General features: G+C 44.9%; 18 protein-coding genes. 5 read left to right on the forward strand and 13 right to left on the reverse strand.

The window, feature by feature from the left end:
• Positions 1 to 115: 115 nt before the first annotated feature.
• On the reverse strand, positions 116 to 1,759 hold the full coding sequence (locus ATG71_RS20255) for a M20/M25/M40 family metallo-hydrolase (RefSeq protein ID WP_098441213.1): 1,644 nt from the start codon (positions 1,757 to 1,759) through the stop codon (positions 116 to 118).
• Between the two features lie 241 nt (positions 1,760 to 2,000).
• Between ATG71_RS20255 and ATG71_RS20260 the strand changes: the two genes are divergently transcribed.
• Complete coding sequence (locus ATG71_RS20260) at positions 2,001 to 3,302, forward strand: NCS2 family permease (RefSeq protein ID WP_098441214.1); 1,302 nt, start codon at positions 2,001 to 2,003, stop codon at positions 3,300 to 3,302.
• A 59-nt stretch (positions 3,303 to 3,361) separates the two neighbouring features.
• Here the strand turns inward: ATG71_RS20260 and ATG71_RS20265 are convergent, their stop codons facing one another.
• Together ATG71_RS20265 and ATG71_RS20270 are read right to left on the reverse strand one after the other, a co-directional pair.
• Positions 3,362 to 3,907, reverse strand: coding sequence for a histidine phosphatase family protein (locus ATG71_RS20265; RefSeq protein ID WP_098441921.1), 546 nt, complete (start codon positions 3,905 to 3,907; stop codon positions 3,362 to 3,364).
• A gap of 100 nt (positions 3,908 to 4,007) precedes the next feature.
• Positions 4,008 to 4,544 (reverse strand): GNAT family N-acetyltransferase, encoded by a 537-nt coding sequence (locus ATG71_RS20270; RefSeq protein WP_098441215.1) that lies wholly within the window; start codon positions 4,542 to 4,544, stop codon positions 4,008 to 4,010.
• 336 nt (positions 4,545 to 4,880) lie between these two features.
• Here ATG71_RS20270 and ATG71_RS20275 point away from each other — a divergent pair, with 336 nt between their 5' ends.
• The 3 genes from ATG71_RS20275 to ATG71_RS20285 all read left to right on the forward strand — a co-directional run bounded on the left by ATG71_RS20275 (position 4,881) and on the right by ATG71_RS20285 (position 7,087).
• Positions 4,881 to 5,831, forward strand: a complete 951-nt coding sequence (locus ATG71_RS20275; protein WP_098441216.1) for an L-lactate dehydrogenase — start codon at positions 4,881 to 4,883, stop codon at positions 5,829 to 5,831.
• Positions 5,832 to 5,918: 87 nt separating this feature from the next.
• Positions 5,919 to 6,425, forward strand: a complete 507-nt coding sequence (locus ATG71_RS20280) for a transporter (protein WP_098441217.1) — start codon at positions 5,919 to 5,921, stop codon at positions 6,423 to 6,425.
• Between the two features lie 8 nt (positions 6,426 to 6,433).
• Entirely contained in the window at positions 6,434 to 7,087 is a 654-nt protein-coding gene (locus ATG71_RS20285; RefSeq protein WP_098441218.1) for an SIMPL domain-containing protein, read from the forward strand.
• A 452-nt stretch (positions 7,088 to 7,539) separates the two neighbouring features.
• Here ATG71_RS20285 and proC read toward each other — a convergent pair whose 3' ends face one another.
• From proC to ATG71_RS20310, 5 genes are all read right to left on the reverse strand, one after another.
• On the reverse strand, positions 7,540 to 8,346 hold the full coding sequence (proC, locus tag ATG71_RS20290; RefSeq protein ID WP_098441219.1) for a pyrroline-5-carboxylate reductase: 807 nt from the start codon (positions 8,344 to 8,346) through the stop codon (positions 7,540 to 7,542).
• 126 nt (positions 8,347 to 8,472) lie between these two features.
• Positions 8,473 to 8,691, reverse strand: a complete 219-nt coding sequence (locus tag ATG71_RS20295; RefSeq protein ID WP_098441220.1) for a hypothetical protein — start codon at positions 8,689 to 8,691, stop codon at positions 8,473 to 8,475.
• A complete protein-coding gene (locus ATG71_RS20300) occupies positions 8,672 to 9,694 on the reverse strand; it encodes a phosphotransferase enzyme family protein (protein WP_098441221.1) in 1,023 nt (340 codons plus the stop codon). The genes ATG71_RS20295 and ATG71_RS20300 overlap by 20 nt, the downstream gene beginning before the upstream one ends.
• Before the next feature lie 10 nt (positions 9,695 to 9,704).
• Positions 9,705 to 10,022 carry a YciI family protein gene (locus ATG71_RS20305; protein ID WP_098441222.1) on the reverse strand — a complete coding sequence of 106 codons (318 nt, stop codon included), beginning with the start codon at positions 10,020 to 10,022 and terminating at the stop codon, positions 9,705 to 9,707.
• 113 nt (positions 10,023 to 10,135) lie between these two features.
• Entirely contained in the window at positions 10,136 to 11,122 is a 987-nt protein-coding gene (locus ATG71_RS20310) for a Gfo/Idh/MocA family protein (RefSeq protein WP_098441223.1), read from the reverse strand.
• Between the two features lie 56 nt (positions 11,123 to 11,178).
• Between ATG71_RS20310 and rpiA the strand changes: the two genes are divergently transcribed.
• Positions 11,179 to 11,892, forward strand: coding sequence for a ribose-5-phosphate isomerase RpiA (gene rpiA, locus ATG71_RS20315; RefSeq protein WP_098441224.1), 714 nt, complete (start codon positions 11,179 to 11,181; stop codon positions 11,890 to 11,892).
• Between the two features lie 24 nt (positions 11,893 to 11,916).
• Here rpiA and ATG71_RS20320 read toward each other — a convergent pair whose 3' ends face one another.
• The 5 genes from ATG71_RS20320 to ATG71_RS20340 all read right to left on the reverse strand — a co-directional run bounded on the left by ATG71_RS20320 (position 11,917) and on the right by ATG71_RS20340 (position 16,400).
• Positions 11,917 to 12,408: an STAS domain-containing protein gene (locus ATG71_RS20320; RefSeq protein WP_098441225.1), complete on the reverse strand. Its 492-nt coding sequence runs from the start codon at positions 12,406 to 12,408 to the stop codon at positions 11,917 to 11,919.
• Positions 12,409 to 12,548: 140 nt separating this feature from the next.
• Positions 12,549 to 13,709: a sporulation protein YhbH gene (yhbH, locus tag ATG71_RS20325; protein ID WP_411388018.1), complete on the reverse strand. Its 1,161-nt coding sequence runs from the start codon at positions 13,707 to 13,709 to the stop codon at positions 12,549 to 12,551.
• Between the two features lie 261 nt (positions 13,710 to 13,970).
• Positions 13,971 to 14,144 (reverse strand): hypothetical protein, encoded by a 174-nt coding sequence (locus tag ATG71_RS20330; RefSeq protein WP_098441226.1) that lies wholly within the window; start codon positions 14,142 to 14,144, stop codon positions 13,971 to 13,973.
• A gap of 76 nt (positions 14,145 to 14,220) precedes the next feature.
• On the reverse strand, positions 14,221 to 14,403 hold the full coding sequence (locus tag ATG71_RS20335; protein ID WP_098441227.1) for a hypothetical protein: 183 nt from the start codon (positions 14,401 to 14,403) through the stop codon (positions 14,221 to 14,223).
• 101 nt (positions 14,404 to 14,504) lie between these two features.
• A complete protein-coding gene (locus ATG71_RS20340; RefSeq protein WP_098441228.1) occupies positions 14,505 to 16,400 on the reverse strand; it encodes a PrkA family serine protein kinase in 1,896 nt (631 codons plus the stop codon).
• Between the last annotated feature and the right edge of the window lie 384 nt (positions 16,401 to 16,784).

Genomic DNA, 16,784 nt, shown 5'->3' on the forward strand with positions numbered 1-16,784 from the left:
TGACCGTTTTGTGACAATTTTACAGTGAAAATCCCGGCACTTTACAATCATTGTAAATCACACCCTACAATCAATAAAAAATAGAGAGGAAAATACCCTCTCTATTTATTCCATATCAAATTTCCAGTAAGTCCTTCGTCACCCTCCTGATAATCTCCGGCAGCACGGAGAACGTATAGGGTTTATACACTCTCTCGGTCCACTGATGACCATCTTTCCCGTAGACTCCTATATTGATGGAGGGGATGTTCAGCTTTCTGATCATGTCGATGGGCACCGGGTACAGGTGATCGATGAGGGGCAGGTTCTTCTTGAACACCTCGATATCTTCATCTTCTTCGTGGAGGGAAAGAAAGCTGCCATCTGCGAGATAAGGGAAAAACCGTTTGATGACGAATTCTTCGCCTGTCTCATTTGATATATCATCCAAGCAGGTTCCGAGCACCTCTCTCACCTTTTTGCCGTATTCATTTTCCTCATTTACAAAATTATGTGGTAAAAAAGGCGGAGCGAAGAACAGGATGACTCTTGGTGTCCGGTCGGGATCAAGATGCTGAAGGGCTTCCACCATTGTATAAGCAATCGTCCGTCTGTCCTCCCCTTCCATATCATGAAAGATTTTCTTCATGGTTGGGTCCGGATCTATACCCCTCTCTTTCAGCCAAAATATATACTCCCTTAATGTAAGGACTTCCACTTCCCATGAGAATTCCCGTTCAGGGAATCCGTGATAGTTCCGGTACTGTTCAAACCGCCTTTTGCTTCGCTCTTCCATTTCACTTACTACCTTCAAAGCGACCTTTTTCATATCGTACAGCACTTCCCGAGCCGTTCTTTCGTATACAAAATAGTTGAAATACAGAGACGCGCTGAGTGGGGTCTGAACATTATACGTATGCTTATCATCTTTAAAATAGAGACATGAAGGCGGCAGGGTGAACTCCCCAGGGATATCCTCGAGATAATCAAGATTCTGATTGATTTCGAGATTGATCTTCGAAGCGATCACGGTTGGATCAATCGAAGTCAGGACATCCCCTACATGCGCTTCCCTTCCATATATATAGAAACTTGGCAGCAGCTTTCCCGCCGCTCCCGTATAAATATACCGTTTACAATCCCCGTCATAAATAGGGGAAATGAAATCCGTGTTGATTGCTGCCAAATAGTCCAGACCTTCTTTTTTCAAGCGATGGAGATCACTTAAAGCCGCAATCATCCCGGCATGCTCACTTTCTTCATCTCCATTGAACAGGAAGAGTAAATTCCCATCCGGCTGTTTTTCACCTGTATGATATAAAAGATTCGCTAAATGGACGGCAATGCCGCTCTGCATATCCAAGGAACCCCTCCCGAACAGCCAGTTTCCTGAAAGGGCATCTTCTTTTACCTTCTCCTCCCCTTCATAATCCATGAAGAACTTCTGCAGGAAATCGGGATCATGGGCCATATCCTGGAGTGCCCCATAATCGTCGGTTCCCACCGTATCGTAATGGGCATGAAATACGACGGTTTTAGAGGACGTCCCTTTTACAAGGGCAAAAACGTTCTTCCTGCCAATCGGATCGTTAGGGACTTCCTGTAGCCAGACTCTTTCGGGATGATGCTTGAAATAAGGAAACGATGAGATCAACTTATATATAAATAGGGCTTTCTCACTTTCGCCGGTTGTGCCGTTATAACTTTTCAGAGCGATTAAGGATCGTGTGATGAGTTCAATCTGTTCAGAAGTTGACTTGTTTTTCAGTTGAGTATACATAGTACCGCCCCTTTCTTAAAGAAATATGAGCCTATGCGTGGTAAATCGTCCTTTGCATGGGCATTATAGAAAATGATTCCTCTATAATTGATAACATCTTATCGAAAAAGGATGGGGTTTGGAAGGGGTTTCAAGATATTTTCTTAAAAATAATTCGGTCTTTTCTATTGAAATTCGTTCTAATACCGAATATTATATAAGTTGTGTGTTTTTAATGTTCGTTTTTATTGGAGGTTTTACGATGTTTAAATTAAAGGAAAACGGTACGGATCCCAAAACGGAAATACTTGCCGGGATCACAACATTCCTGACCATGGTATACATAGTGGTTGTGAATCCCATCATCTTATCCGATGCGGGTGTCCCGTTTGATCAGGTATTCTTAGCAACCATCATATCGGCCGTAGCCGGAACGTTATGGATGGCATTGTTTGCAAATTATCCGATCGCCATTGCACCTGGAATGGGATTGAATGCTTATTTTACTTACTCAGTGGTCGGTGCACATGATGATATTTCGTATATCGTTGCATTTTCTGCCGTTTTCGTAGCAGGGATCGTCTTCATCCTGCTCTCTTTAACACCCCTGCGAAAAAAATTGATCGAAGCCATTCCTCAAAATCTGAAGCATGGAATTACAGCAGGAATCGGTTTATTCATTGCCTTTATCGGATTGCGTCTTACAGGATTGATCCAGGCACATCCGACAAATTTAGTACAGCTTGGGGATCTTCATTCCCATTCAGCCCTCCTTGCATTGACCGGATTGGCCGTAACACTGATCCTCATGGTCCTGAACGTCCATGGAGCCCTGTTCATCGGGATGATCGTGACGGGATTGATTGCGTACTTTACGGGAGACCTATCCTTTAAGGAAGGATTCGTCGCCATTCCCCATCTTCCTGAAGGACTGATGGTGGCAAACCCGGCAACGGCTTTTGCTGACGTCTTCCAGTATGGATTATACGCGGTCGTCTTCTCATTTTTACTTGTCACTATTTTTGACACAACGGGAACGATGATCGGAGTGGCCCAGCAGGCTGGTCTGATGAAAGGAAACACCCTTCCAAGGGCCCGCCAGGCACTTCTGGCCGATTCCATCGCGACAACGATCGGTGCAATGTTCGGGACGAGCCCTACATCCGCTTATATCGAGTCTTCGGCTGGTGTTTCTGCAGGAGGAAGAACGGGATTGACAACCTTGACCGTATCGATCCTGTTTATCGCTTCCGCCTTTTTCGGGCCATTGGTCAGTTCCGTATCAGGGATCTCTGCCATTACGGCTCCTGCCCTGATCATCGTGGGCAGCCTGATGATGGGAAGCATCTCCCAAATTAAATGGGATCAGTTGGATGAAGCCTTTCCTGCATTCCTCATCATTCTGAGCATGCCTTTAACATCCAGCATCGCAACGGGGATTGCACTGGGCTTCATTTCTTATCCCTTACTGAAAGTAGTGAAAGGACAATGGAAGCAGGTACATCCACTTGTTTATATCTTTGCTGTCCTGTTCTTCTATCAGCTGGCGTTCCTGCCTCATTGATTCAAATAGAGACTCGAAAGACCGTTCACAGTGAACGGTCTTTTTTGAATGAGTTGCGATTATATTCTTGATACACTCTCGAGATTTCTATCATGGAATGCTAAACAATATACATCCGGCATCTCTAGTTCTCTCCAGAATTCCACACCATATTTCTCATCAAAATAATTCATGATCAGGACCATAATATTTCCGTGGGTTCCAATCACCACGTTTTTACCAGTATATTCTTCCATTATTTTAAATATCCCCTCGACACCCCTCTTTTGAGCGGTAAGATTCGACTCTCCGCCTTCCAATGAAAGGGATGGATCAGCCCAAACCGATGAAATGGCTTCCTGAAAATTTTCGACAGGCACTGAGGATAGTGTGCGCTCTCTCATCTCTTCCACTAATGTAATTTCCTGATTGATATGTCGGGCTATTCCTTCTACCGTTTCCACAGCTCGTTTGTAGGGACTGGAACAAATCACATCAATCCTTTCCCCTTTCAATCGTTCCGTCACATTAAGAGAATCCCTTCTTCCCTTCTCAGAAAGGGGCCTCGTCAACTCTTCCGGTGTATAAACCGAGTGGGCATGCCTGACCAGATATAATTTCGTCACGGTCACATCCGTTCACTCCTTTCTCTTTGCCATCAATAAATAGGGCCGCCCTGTTTGAACAGCCCCTGACTTTTCGATATGTACTGTGAAGAGATTCCATTCACTCGGGTATGAACTCCATCAACCAGGAATCATGGTACACCCCTTCATGAAGCTCATGCTCCCGCAGAATTCTGGCTTTACTGTATCCACATTTCTCATAACAGCGGATCGCTCTCGTATTCCATGTCATCGGATCCATCACGAGGCGGTGGACTCCCTCCTTTTGAAGCAAGTATTCCACCACAGCACGGATGAGCCGTGTCCCGACTCCCTTATTCCAATAATCCGCCTCTCCGATGAATTGATCCGTACCATAAATCACTTCATCCAGATTCGTATAGCCGTAACGTATCATCGTCTCATGATCGAGCTGATAATATTGAAGATAACCGATTTCAATCCCTTCATACTCAACCAGACAACTCACGACACCCCTATCCGAGAAGAATTTCTCCTCCACCATCTCCGGGGTGAAAGGGCGATCCCGGCCTTCATAAAATTCCAGGACCACAGGATCCGATAACCACCTCGAAAGCGTGTACTTATCCCCATCCACTAACGGGCGAATATTCAACTCCCCACTCACGACATTCATACAACCACACCTCCATAAACAAACCTCTTCCTATATACATTCATCACAACCAATAAAAAACCCTTCTTTTTAGAGGGACGGACCTTGATTCCTAGGACCAGCTCCTAGGAATCAAGGTCCGTCCCTCTCCACTCACTTTGACACATTTGTGAACAACTTCACAAATAATGTATGAAAGGATGTATTTATCAATAGAATATCAGCATGAAACGTGTTATGATTTTTTGTGAATAGTTTCACAATATCGCCGGATTCAACCTGCTTTTCCCACTCGAACCTTCTGGGACGCATGTTACCAATCGCTAGGACAAATAACGAAAGAATAGGTGATGACGTATGACAATCAAATGCACAAACAAAGTAGCTTTAATCGGTACAGGATTTGTCGGTTCCAGTTATGCCTTCGCTCTTCTCAATCAAGGAATCGCCCATGAGCTTGTGATGATCGACCTGAATAAGGAGAAAGCCGACGGAGATGCACGGGATTTAAATCACGGTCTTGCCTTTGCTTCCCCGATGAAGATTTCAGCCGGGGATTATCGTGATTGTAAAGACGCTGATTTGGTCGTCATCACAGCCGGAGCCAATCAAGCTCCTGGTGAAACCAGATTGGACCTTGTAGAGAAAAATGTGAAGATCTTTAAAAACATCGTAGACTCCGTCATGGAAAGTGGTTTCAACGGAATCTTCCTTGTCGCGACCAACCCTGTCGACATCTTAACCTATGCAACGTGGAAATTCTCCGGCCTGCCGAAAGAGAGAGTCATCGGCTCAGGGACGATACTCGATACAGCCAGGCTCCGCTACTTGGTCGGCCAGCACTTCGATATTGATACACGAAATATTCACGCCTATATCATGGGGGAACATGGTGACACAGAGTTCCCGGTATGGAGCCATACGACGGTTGGTGCAAGTCAGTTGAATGAGCTGATTGATATGGAGAAGGAGAAAGTCCAGAAAGACCTCGATGACATTTTTGTCAATGTAAGGGACGCAGCCTATCACATCATCGAACGAAAAGGGGCAACGTATTACGGAATCGCCATGGGACTTGCCCGGATTACCAAAGCCATCTTCAATAATGAAAACAGTATCCTGACCGTTTCCGCCCTCCTCGAAGGAGAATATCAGGAACAGGCCATGTATATCGGAGTTCCGGCCATCATCAACCGGGATGGAATCCGAAAAGTTGTCGAACTTCCCTTGAATGAAAAAGAAAAGGCCCAGTTCTCCCATTCTGCACAAACGTTGAAAAACGTCATGCAAAAAGCGCTGGAATCTTGATCTGCACCTTATCACAGCATATTAGACACGCACGCCCACTCCCACTCCTCATAAGATAAAGAGAATTCTTTATGAGGAGGTTCTTCTATGTACGATCACAGACAAATATTCCCCGGCTTGCCCGGCGGAGGATCCGGCGGCGGATTTCCTGGTTTTCCCGGGGGAGGACAGGGTTCCGGTGGAGGCTTCCCTGGTATTCCTGGATTTCCAGGCGGCGGTGGGGGTTCAGGTAGCGGCGGTTTTCCCGGCATCCCCGGTTTTCCCGGTGGAGGACAAGGAGCACCAAGCTCACCACCCCCTTCAGGCGGGCAGGGCGGACAAAACCAACCACCACCCGGGCCACCACCGAACTTCCAACCGCAAAAAACGGCACTTCAAGGAACGCAGGGTGGACCGAGCACCTTCGCAGTCGACCCAGGTGCCATCAGAAGATGTTTATTCCGATATACCTATATATGGTTAAGAAGAGATGCTTTCTGGTTCTACCCAGTGTTTGTCGGCCGACGTTCCATTGCCGGGTGGAGATGGATCGGATTCACATGGGTGTACTTCGGCATCGATTTGGATAAAATCGAATCCTTTACGTGCGTGTAGGTGTAGCCATGCATTCCTATCCGTACTATCGAACCAATCAATCAAATGGCATCATAACCGTGAGCGGGGAACATACATTATATGTGGATCCGGATCAGGCTCTTGTATCGATTGGAATCGTTACGAATGATAAAGAGCTTGAAGCTGCCCAAAACGAGAATCAGCAACTTTCCAGGTCGGTCGTTCAATCCCTATTAAATAACGGGGTGCGCCGCCAGGATATCCAGACGTCCACCTACCAAGTACTTCCACAGTACCAATTTGAGGAAGGAAAACAAACGTTCACCGGTTATGAAGTTCGACAAGTATTCAAGGTCACTGTTAGGTCGATTGAAAAAGTCGGGAAAATCATTGATGATGCCATAAAGAGCGGGGCCAATCGTGTGGAAAACATTCAATTCATTCAGTCTAACCCCCTCGAGTCCTACCAGCAGGCTCTCGCCCTAGCCTATCAAGAGGCGTATCAAAAGGCACTCACATTATCCGGCCAATCAAATCAACAGCTTAATCCGCAGCCCAAATCCATTACGGAACAATCCCGGCCCTCAGCCGTTCCCTTCATGAACACCGCCTATTTAAAGGCAGCCGACGAAAGTACGGCCGTTCAGCCGGGTCAAATCGCCGTCACAGCCATCATCACAGTAGAATTCAGGACCCATTAAAAAAACTGCCGAAGTAGATGACTACTGAGGCAGTTTTTTTCTGGAGGGACGGACCTATAGGGGAAAGAAGGCTTAATTGCATCAACTGACCCCCGCTTTTCCCTCCCCAATTAGGTCAGGTAAGGAAGAATTGCGTCATTTTAGCCCTTGATCGGATTGCGTCGTTTTTTTTCATTATTGCGTCATTTCTCATGGTGATCGCGTCATTTTCTTAATGAATTGCGTTTTTTCCATTAATCCCCATAGATACCCGCGCAACACTCTTAAAAAAACCCTACCGACCCCTCTTCAAATCCTTGTCCTTCACCTAGGCAGCCACTTTTTCTGCAGAAATGGAGACTACCTGCCAGGATATTCTTTATTTATATGATGGTACGTGACGTTCTCTTCCTTCTCAATTCGGTCTGCCCACGCTTCATTTTTTTCCTATTAAATTTCAAGAACTCAATCAGCTATTCACCAAGCGACTTCGATTTCCGCCCGCAGGCTTCCATAGCCGATAAAACAGCCCCCTTGAACTTGTGTTTCTCCAAGGTCGCCACTGCTTCAATCGTTGCTCCTCCGGGTGAACAGACGGCATCTTTCAGCTCTCCTGGGTGGGTGCCGGTTTCGAGTACCATTTTAGCTGCCCCAAGCACTGCCTGTGATGCCAGCTGATAGGCGAGACTCCTCGGGATGCCCTGGAGGACCGCTCCATCGGCGAGAGCTTCGATGAACATAAACACGTAAGCAGGAGAAGAGCCGCTCACAGCCGGTATCGCATCCATTAAGCTTTCCTCGATCTTTTCCGCTTTTCCGAAGCTTTCAAGGATTGCCTGGACATGTTCCAAATCGCTTTCTGTTATTTCTTCATTCACACAGTATGCAGTCATTCCTTCCCCCACAAGACTCGGAGTATTCGGCATCGTCCGTACGATTTTGGCAGAAGGGGAAATCTGCTCTTCCATCCATTCAATCGTGATTCCAGCCGCAATCGTAATGATGATGCTGTCTTTTTTCAAGGAATTCTTGATGGATTCGATCAGTTCCTTGTATTGATCCGGTTTGACCGCAAGGAATACAATATCAGAAAAGGCCGCTACATCCAGATTGTCATCCGTCACCTTCACTCCAAATTTCTCTCTGACCATATCCAGGGTTTCTTGAGTCCTGGCACTCGCACGAACAGATTGTCTGTCCACCAGCCCGGACTTCAATATCCCTCCCATGATGGCCTGCGCCATATTTCCGCATCCTATAAAGCCAATGGTTTTATCCATTTCTTTCACCTCTCGTTTGTATGTAAACAGTCCTTAGCATCATACCAAACTTTCACTCCTATTAAAACGTTTCATCTTTTCACTTTTAAAAAAGCTCAGGGAGACCACTCCTCCCTGAGCCTTCCATTATTCCACCAGCTTCCCACAGTGGGGGCACAGGGATTTAGAATAATCCTTTGGAATCTTTTTATGACAATGACTGCACGTTTTCACATACACCGGCTGCTCGAACAAGTCATCCGACATGCCGTATCCACTCTTGAAGGTCACCCTCATCACCCTGACTAATAACTCGATGATTCCTCCGGTAATCAGTAAAGCCTGATCATCTTGTACGGACTTCACGAAGGATCTTTTCGTAATCGAGGTCGACGATTGGTTCATCCTCCTGTATTCTCTCCCTGATTTGAGTCAACAATGACCGCTCTCCTTCAGATAAATTCTCAAGATCCCACTTTTTATGGAAGACTGTGTATAGAGTCAGGTCCCTGAGAAGCAGGAAATGCGGGATGCGCTTGACCCATTCGTCATCGATGTCACACTCCGTCAAATATCCTTCAAGAAACGCCATAAGGAATCTCTCCCCGAACCCACTGCGGGTTTCCAGCGTCTCATTCCGAAACTTCCACCATACCGAATAATAGAGCGGAATGGCCACATCACTTACATAAAAGAATTGCATGCTATCATCAAAGTCGAACACATGGAGATCACCTTCGTGATAAAAGAAGTTACCCGGATGGATGTCTGAATGAATGAGGCCGAAAGAATCCTGTGTCTCTTTGAAGCCCCGGATGTTTTCCTTATTTAGTCGGCCTTTTTCAATGATATCCCTGTCATTAACAGATGTTAAATATTTGTCGTAGTCCAGCACATCATCCTGATCCCAGCGCTCACGCCTGCTTTCATCCTGCTCGTACCCCCTCGTTACCCTGTGCATATGTCCGGTGAGTTTTCCCCATTTATAAAAAAGTTCATCATTAAATATAGGGTCACCCACCTTCACAGGCTGTCCTGGAGCTTTGTCAAATAAGCAGACAAAGAAAGACGTTTCTCCCGTTTTAACCACTTCTACCAGATTTCCTTCCTCAGAATCATTCACGAGTGAAACATTCACCCCATGTTTATGTAAGTAATTGATCCATTGCAACTCAGCTTCCACTTCCCCTTTTGAACGATGGGAACTGTGGGTCAGGCGGAGGATATAAGGAATCTCTCCTCTGTGCACCTCATACACATAGTTTTCGAAATCACCAAGCTTTTTCGCTTGACTTGTGTCGCAGCCGAAACGTGAAGCTGCATCCTTTAATACATCCTCTTTAAATAGTTCTTGAATCCACTTTTCCATTCTTTATCTCCTAGTCTATGACATGTTCATTTTTTCTTAGAAGAGCCACACGATAAGGGAACAGTTCCGCTGTCATGATACCCTCGGCCACAGTGGGATCTTCTTTCATGAATGCCTTTGCCTGTTCCTCGTCATCTGCTTCAAATACTACGATTCCAAAGGCATTTTCCTCTTCATTCAGCGTTCGACCTGCAAGGATCACGACCCCGGATTCTGTCATTTCCTTCAACCTGGTAAAGTGGCGTTGAACAATTCCTTCATCCTTGCCTGTCCAGCTTTCTTCTTTATGTAAGCGTGGAATCAGCTTCAAGACATAAATAAATTCCATTTTCCCCTCTCCCTTCCCCCTACTTATACGACTCAGGAGGGGGAGAACCCTTTTTCAGCGCCAAAAAAAGCCGTTGAGTCCCGCTCAACAGCCATTTCTGTTCATTCATCCGCTCATCTATCCGCAGGAAATACCAATCCGATTTGTTTCCTCGCCTTATCCATCACTCTGGAGCTCAGGAGGGAATGATTATACGAATTGATCAGAGATTCCAACTTTCCTCCTGCATTAATAACAGAAACGAATTCTTGTATTTCATAATACATCGGAGGATGATCCTCTTGTTGAACATACGAACAGGTTTCTCCGTTGCGATAATAAAACGTCACGGTACTGAAATCGCCAATTTTATCGATGGTGACCGTCCCTTCTTCGCCTTGGATTTCAGTCGGGATATGAGTGTCTGAGATCTTGGAGAAGGTTGCTGCTATATCCATTTGTTCGTATTTCATGATGACACTTCCTGAACCATCGACACCTGAATCCAGCATGGTACCGGTTGCCTTTATTTCCTTCGGCTCTCCGAATAGAACAACCATGGGATAAATGCAATAAACGCCCAAGTCCATCAGGGCACCATTGGAAAAAGCGGGATTGAAAGCATTCAGTACCGTCCCGTCTTTATACGCGTCGTATCGGGAAGAATACTTACAGCAGCTGACATTGACTTTCCGAATGGTCCCGATGGTGTGCAGCTTCTCTCTAAGCACCTGGAAATTGGGCAGGAAAGTGGTCCTGACCGCTTCCATTAGTAAGGCATCGTTCTTCTTTGCAGAAGCAATCATCTCTTGAACTTCCCTCTCATTCGAAGCTAATGGCTTCTCACATAATACGTGAATGCCTTTATTTAAAAAAGTGATGGCCTGACTGCAGTGAAAGGAATTGGGACTGGCTATGTAAACGGCATCGATATGATCTTTACTCGCCATCTCTTCTATATTCGTGAACCAGTCGCTGATCCCATGGGTTTCAGCGAATGCCTTTGCCCTCTCTTCGGTCCTTGAGTAAACAGCTTGTAATTGAAAGTCATCCACGCCTTCTGAAGCTTGTATAAAACGGTCAGTGATCCAGTTGGTTCCGATGATACCAAATCTAATCATATGATCTCTCCTTCTTTCATTCATGTCTATTCTAGTATAGAATGCTAAGTAAAACGATGATTACGTTGGAAAGGGGCCATGCAGTGGACAGCCTGGAAAAGAAATTGGCCGGTGAAAAAGCGGCAGAATATATACAGGACGGAATGACAGTGGGTCTGGGAACCGGTTCAACCGTCTATTGGACGATTCATAAATTAGGGGAACTTGTCTCTCAGGGATTACAGGTCAAGGCCATCCCCTCTTCAGTGGAAACAGAGCGCCTGGCAAAAAAAGCCGGTATTCCATTAACCACTTTCTCTGAAGTGAACATGTTGGATCTTTCGATTGATGGCGCCGATGAAGTGGATCCAATGTTCAACTTAATAAAAGGGGGAGGTGGAGCATTGGTAAGGGAGAAGTTCATTGATACGTTCACCCGCAAGTTCATCGTTGTCGTGGATGAGTCCAAATTAGTCTCAAAGCTTGGCTCCTTCCCACTCCCTGTTGAGATCCTCCCTTTTGGATGGGAAGTGACATGCCAATCACTCGCTGAATTAGGATGCATGCCTGTTCTAAGAAAAAGAAAGGATGAACGCTTTATATCCGATAACGGAAACTATATCGTGGATTGTCATTTCACAGGCATCGAGGACCCTGCCTCCCTTCACTCCCGGTTAAAACAATTATTAGGTGTCGTGGAAACTGGTCTTTTCATTGATGTGACCGACCTGATGATTGTCGGGAAAAAGGATGGCGTGGAGGTTGTCTCACCGCATAAGAATCTGACATGATGGCACTCAGCACAAAAGCCAACCTTATTGGTTGGCTTTTTGGAATTCCATGTCTTTTTCCCTCATCAAATACTGAAGTGCCGTCCTGAATGTCAGGAAGGTCTTGATCCCTTGAAGCTCCCTCACTCCTGAATTGATCATGATCTGAGTGAGAGAGGGAGTGAATCCGACAAAAAGAGTTTCGATTCCCATTAACCCGATGGCCTTCGCCATGTTATCAATATACGTGCCAAAAATATCGATTTCTCCGATTTCCTTCTCTGATATTGCTGAGAAATCGACAATGATGGTGTTAATGTCCTCTCCATAAGAGACATCTAATATCTTTGTAATGATTCTCTCAAAGCGTTCCGGACTCAGCCTGCCCGTAATGGGGATCAGGATGGTTTCAGGGATGATGGATGGGATAATCGGTGCTGAAATCTCCATGATAAGCTGCTCTGATTGAACCAGCTGTTCTTTCAATTCTTTGATTTCCTGCTTTAGCTGCTTAATTTCTTTACTTTCACTTGTCATGACAACCCTCACCGCTTAGAGAATGTTTTTAAAGTACCTTTCTCTATTCTAGCACTTTAGATACATAATAACCTAATGATTTCATATGTAACGAGATAAATAGATGACAATGAAAAACCAGCCTCGTCGGCTGGTTTTTCTCACGCGAATGCCTTTTCCTGCTCCTTGTGGAAGAAACTCTTCATGGCATGGAATACATCGGCTTTTTGTTTAAGGATGTAGTAGCGGAAATCGTCGTTTTTAATATTTTTATAGGCTGACATTAAGGTGGAGTGACGATTATACTGATTCACTTCCCCATATCCGAACATGCTGGACACTTTCATTAATTCTTCGACAAGCTTGACACACCGCACATTATCACTCGTCAGGTTATCCCCGTCGGAGAAATGGAAAGGATAAATGTTGTAACGACTTGGAGAATACTTTCCATCGATGAGCTCAAGGGCTTTTCGATAGGCTGATGAACAGATCGTCCCCCCGCTTTCCCCTTTCGAGAAGAAGTGCTCTTCTGACACCACCTTGGCTTCGGTATGATGAGCGATGAATTCGATTTCCACGGTTTCATATTTCGTGCGCAGGAATCGGGTCATCCAGAAGAAGAAGCTTCTTGCCATATACTTCTCCCACACTCCCATACTGCCGCTCGTATCCATCATTGCTAAGACGACGGCTTTTGATTCCGGCTTTAATACTTCGTTCCACGTCCTGAATTTCAGATCCTCTGTAAAGATCGGATGAAAGCTTGGTGCTCCTTTCATGGCATTTCGTTTGAAGGCAGACATCATCGTCTTCTTTTTATCTATATTCCCCATTAGGCCGGTTTTACGGATATCATTGAATTCAATATGCTCGACGGTTTGGACATCCTGCTCTTTCTTCTTCAGGTTCGGAAGCTCCAATTGGCTGAATAGAGCTTCTTCGATTTCAAGCATTGACACTTCTGCTTCATAATAATCTTCACCGGCTTTGTCCCCGGCCCCTTGACCTTTTCCTGGACCCTGCTGCTGTTGTGAGCCGTCCCTTGCAATGACGTCCCCTACCTGGCTTTCACCGTCTCCCTGCCCGACGTGTTTATTCTTATCATAGTTGTAACGGATTTTATATTCATCTAACGAACGAATCGGGATTTTGACGACGTCTCGGCCATTGGACATGACAATGTTTTCTTCTGTGATTAAGTCTGGTAAATTATTGCGGATGGCATCCTGTACTTTCTCTTGATGTCTCTGCTGATCATCGTGACCTTTGCGGTGGAGGGCCCAATCTTCCTTGGAAATGACAAACTGATGATTATCCATTTGACTCAAATTATTCCCCTCCTTAATTTTTTTCACATTTTTTCATTTTCCTGCATACACTATGTTGACTGTCTAAACTGCACGTATCCCATGAAGTGAAACGGGGATTACTCTATCCTATGCAGAAGTATTGATAAATTTACAAATAATTTCGACAATTAACCGTTCTTTTCTAATTGGACGAGCCTATTTTTCTGACAGGTTAATGCCTGTCCCGAATTGATCGGATTCCAAAAAAAATAATCAGGCACGATCACCTGATTAAGCTTCCTCTTCATATTGAGCCGGGTCTGAAACTCGATTGTTCAACTTTAATTCGCCACTGGAACGTAATTTCTCCATTTGCTTTCCCAGTTTAATGACTTCCTCCATATTGGAGGCCATGCTACCATTGAGAGGTTCCGCTTCTTCCCGGGATTTCGGTGTAAACGACATCCTATCAACCCACCTTCATTTGATAATGGGTCCGGCTCTCTATCTATAGATTATGGTATTCAGAGTTTTCTGTCAACTATCCCTTGTCTTTCTCTCTATACTGAACAGGATCGGGCTGCTTTTTATCCTCTTTCAATTCTTCATTCGTCCTGAGCTTATCCATCTGTTTCCCCAACTGCTCCATTTCTTCCATATCATGCGCCATTGAGCCGTTTTCCGGTTCATCATTTTTATCTAATTCGTGTTTGCTTTTACTCATATCTCTTCACCTCTTGGCTACTACTTTTCCCTTTAGATGAGAGATTTAAACAATCCAGATAAAATCGGAAGATGCCGAGCACCTCCCGATTTACACTTCTATTAACGGTTTAACAGACTGCCTACATAGCGCAGTAAATCGTTGGCAGATGTTGAGTTGTAGCCATGTTCATCGATGAGGCGGGCGACCACTTCATTGACCTTCTTCAGCTGCTGTTCATCTGGCGTTTTGGATGAAGTGGTGATCTTTACAACATCCTTCAAGTCAGCGAATAGCTTCTTCTGAATGGCTTCTCTCAGGCGATCATGTGAATTGTAGTCGAATCGCTTCCCTTTGCGGGCATAAGCAGAGATACGGATCAGGATTTCTTCACGGAACGCCTTCTTCGCATTTTCAGAGATTCCGATCTGCTCCTCGATGGAACGCATCAGCTTTTCATCCGGATTGATTTCTTCACCCGTTAACGGGTCATGAAGCTTTGCTTTGTTGCAGTAGGCTTCAACATTATCAAGATAGTTATCCATAAGCGTTTTCGCAGACTCTTCATACGAATACACAAAGGCTTTCTGTACTTCTTTCTTGGCAATATCATCATACTCTTTCCGGGCAAGGGAGATAAAGTTTAAATATTTTTCCCGAAGTTCATTGGTGATCGATGGATGTTGGTCCAGGCCTTCCTTCAAAGCCCGGAGAACATCCAACGCGTTAATGGTCGGTACTTCTTTTCGAATGATCGTAGAAGAGATACGGTTGATCACATAACGCGGATCGATACCGCTCATTCCTTCATCCTGGTATTCCTTCTTCATTTCATCCACGTCGGCAGAATTGAATCCTTCTACATTTTCTCCATCATACAGGCGCATCTTTTTGATCAAATCGATGTCACCGCGCTTCGGTTCCTTCAGTCGTGTGAGGATCGTGAACATCGCTGCGACCCTTAATGTATGAGGAGCCACGTGAACGTTCGAAACATCGCTTTCGTTGATCATTTTTTCATATATCTTCTCTTCCTGGGTGACCTTCAAGTTATACGGAACCGGCATGACGATGATACGTGAGTGCAGCGCTTCATTCTTCTTATTTGAAATGAAGGATCGATACTCGGTTTCATTCGTGTGGGCCACAATCAGCTCGTCGGCCGAAATCAGGGCGAATCGACCTGCCTTGAAGTTTCCTTCCTGGGTAAGAGATAATAAGTGCCATAAGAACTTTTCATCACATTTGAGCATTTCCTGGAATTCCATCAAACCACGGTTCGCTTTATTTAATTCCCCATCAAACCGGTACGCACGCGGATCCGATTCTGAACCAAATTCAGCAATCGTCGAGAAGTCGATGCTGCCTGTTAAATCGGCGATATCCTGTGACTTTGGATCAGATGGACTGAACGTACCAATTCCAACACGTTTATCTTCTGAGAAGAAGACTCTTTCCACTTGGACGTCTTCAATGCGGCCATGGTATTCTTTTTCCACACGCATTGTATTTAACGGAGATAGATTTCCTTCTATACGGATGCCATACTCTTCATAAAAATCTTCACGTAAATGCTGAGGAATCAAATGCAGCGGGTCTTCATGCATCGGACAGCCTTTAATGGAGAACACTCCTCCTCTTTCAGTCCGTGAATAGTGCTCGAGTCCCCGTTTCAGCATGGAAACGAGCGTCGATTTCCCTCCACTTACAGGACCCATCAATAATAAGATCCTCTTTCTCACGTCTAATCGTTTCGCAGCAGGATGAAAGTATTCTTCAACGAGTCTCTCAAGCGCCTCTTCTAAGCCAAATAATTGATTGCTGAAGAATTTATACTTCCGTTTCCCCTCGACCTCCTCGACTCCGGCATCTTTAATCATATTAAAGACTCTTGAATGAGCAGACTGCCCGATCCAAGGCTTCTCTTTCAGCAGGTCTAAATACTGAGCAAACGTCCCTTCCCATTTCAGTTTCTCTTCTTCTTCTCGGTAATGTTCAATTCTTTTTAAAATATCCATAAGGACCTCCCCCTGTCGCTTAATGAGAGACGATTAATATAATCTATGCGCTTGTTCACCCGAACATGTTAATAAGATATTTTAATTATAGACAAACGGTCGATATCGGTTCATTCAATGGAATAGGGGCACTAAATATGAAACGCTTTCTCTTTAGATCTTCAAACTTTCACAAAACAGCAAAAAAAATCCAACTTTCGTTCACATCAATTTGAAAATAGGCTATACTAAAGACAGACTGTGGAATAAGTAAACTGGGAGGTTTCAAAAACATGGGTACTGTCATGATCGTAGGTGTATCTTTAGTATTCTTAGTAGCGATTTTCACTGCTGGATATAATGATAAACCAGGCTCAAACTAAAGCGGAGGCGGCTCGTTCAGTC

The sequence above is a fragment of the Bacillus sp. es.034 genome (assembly GCF_002563655.1).
GTDB lineage: Bacteria > Bacillota > Bacilli > Bacillales > Bacillaceae_B > Rossellomorea.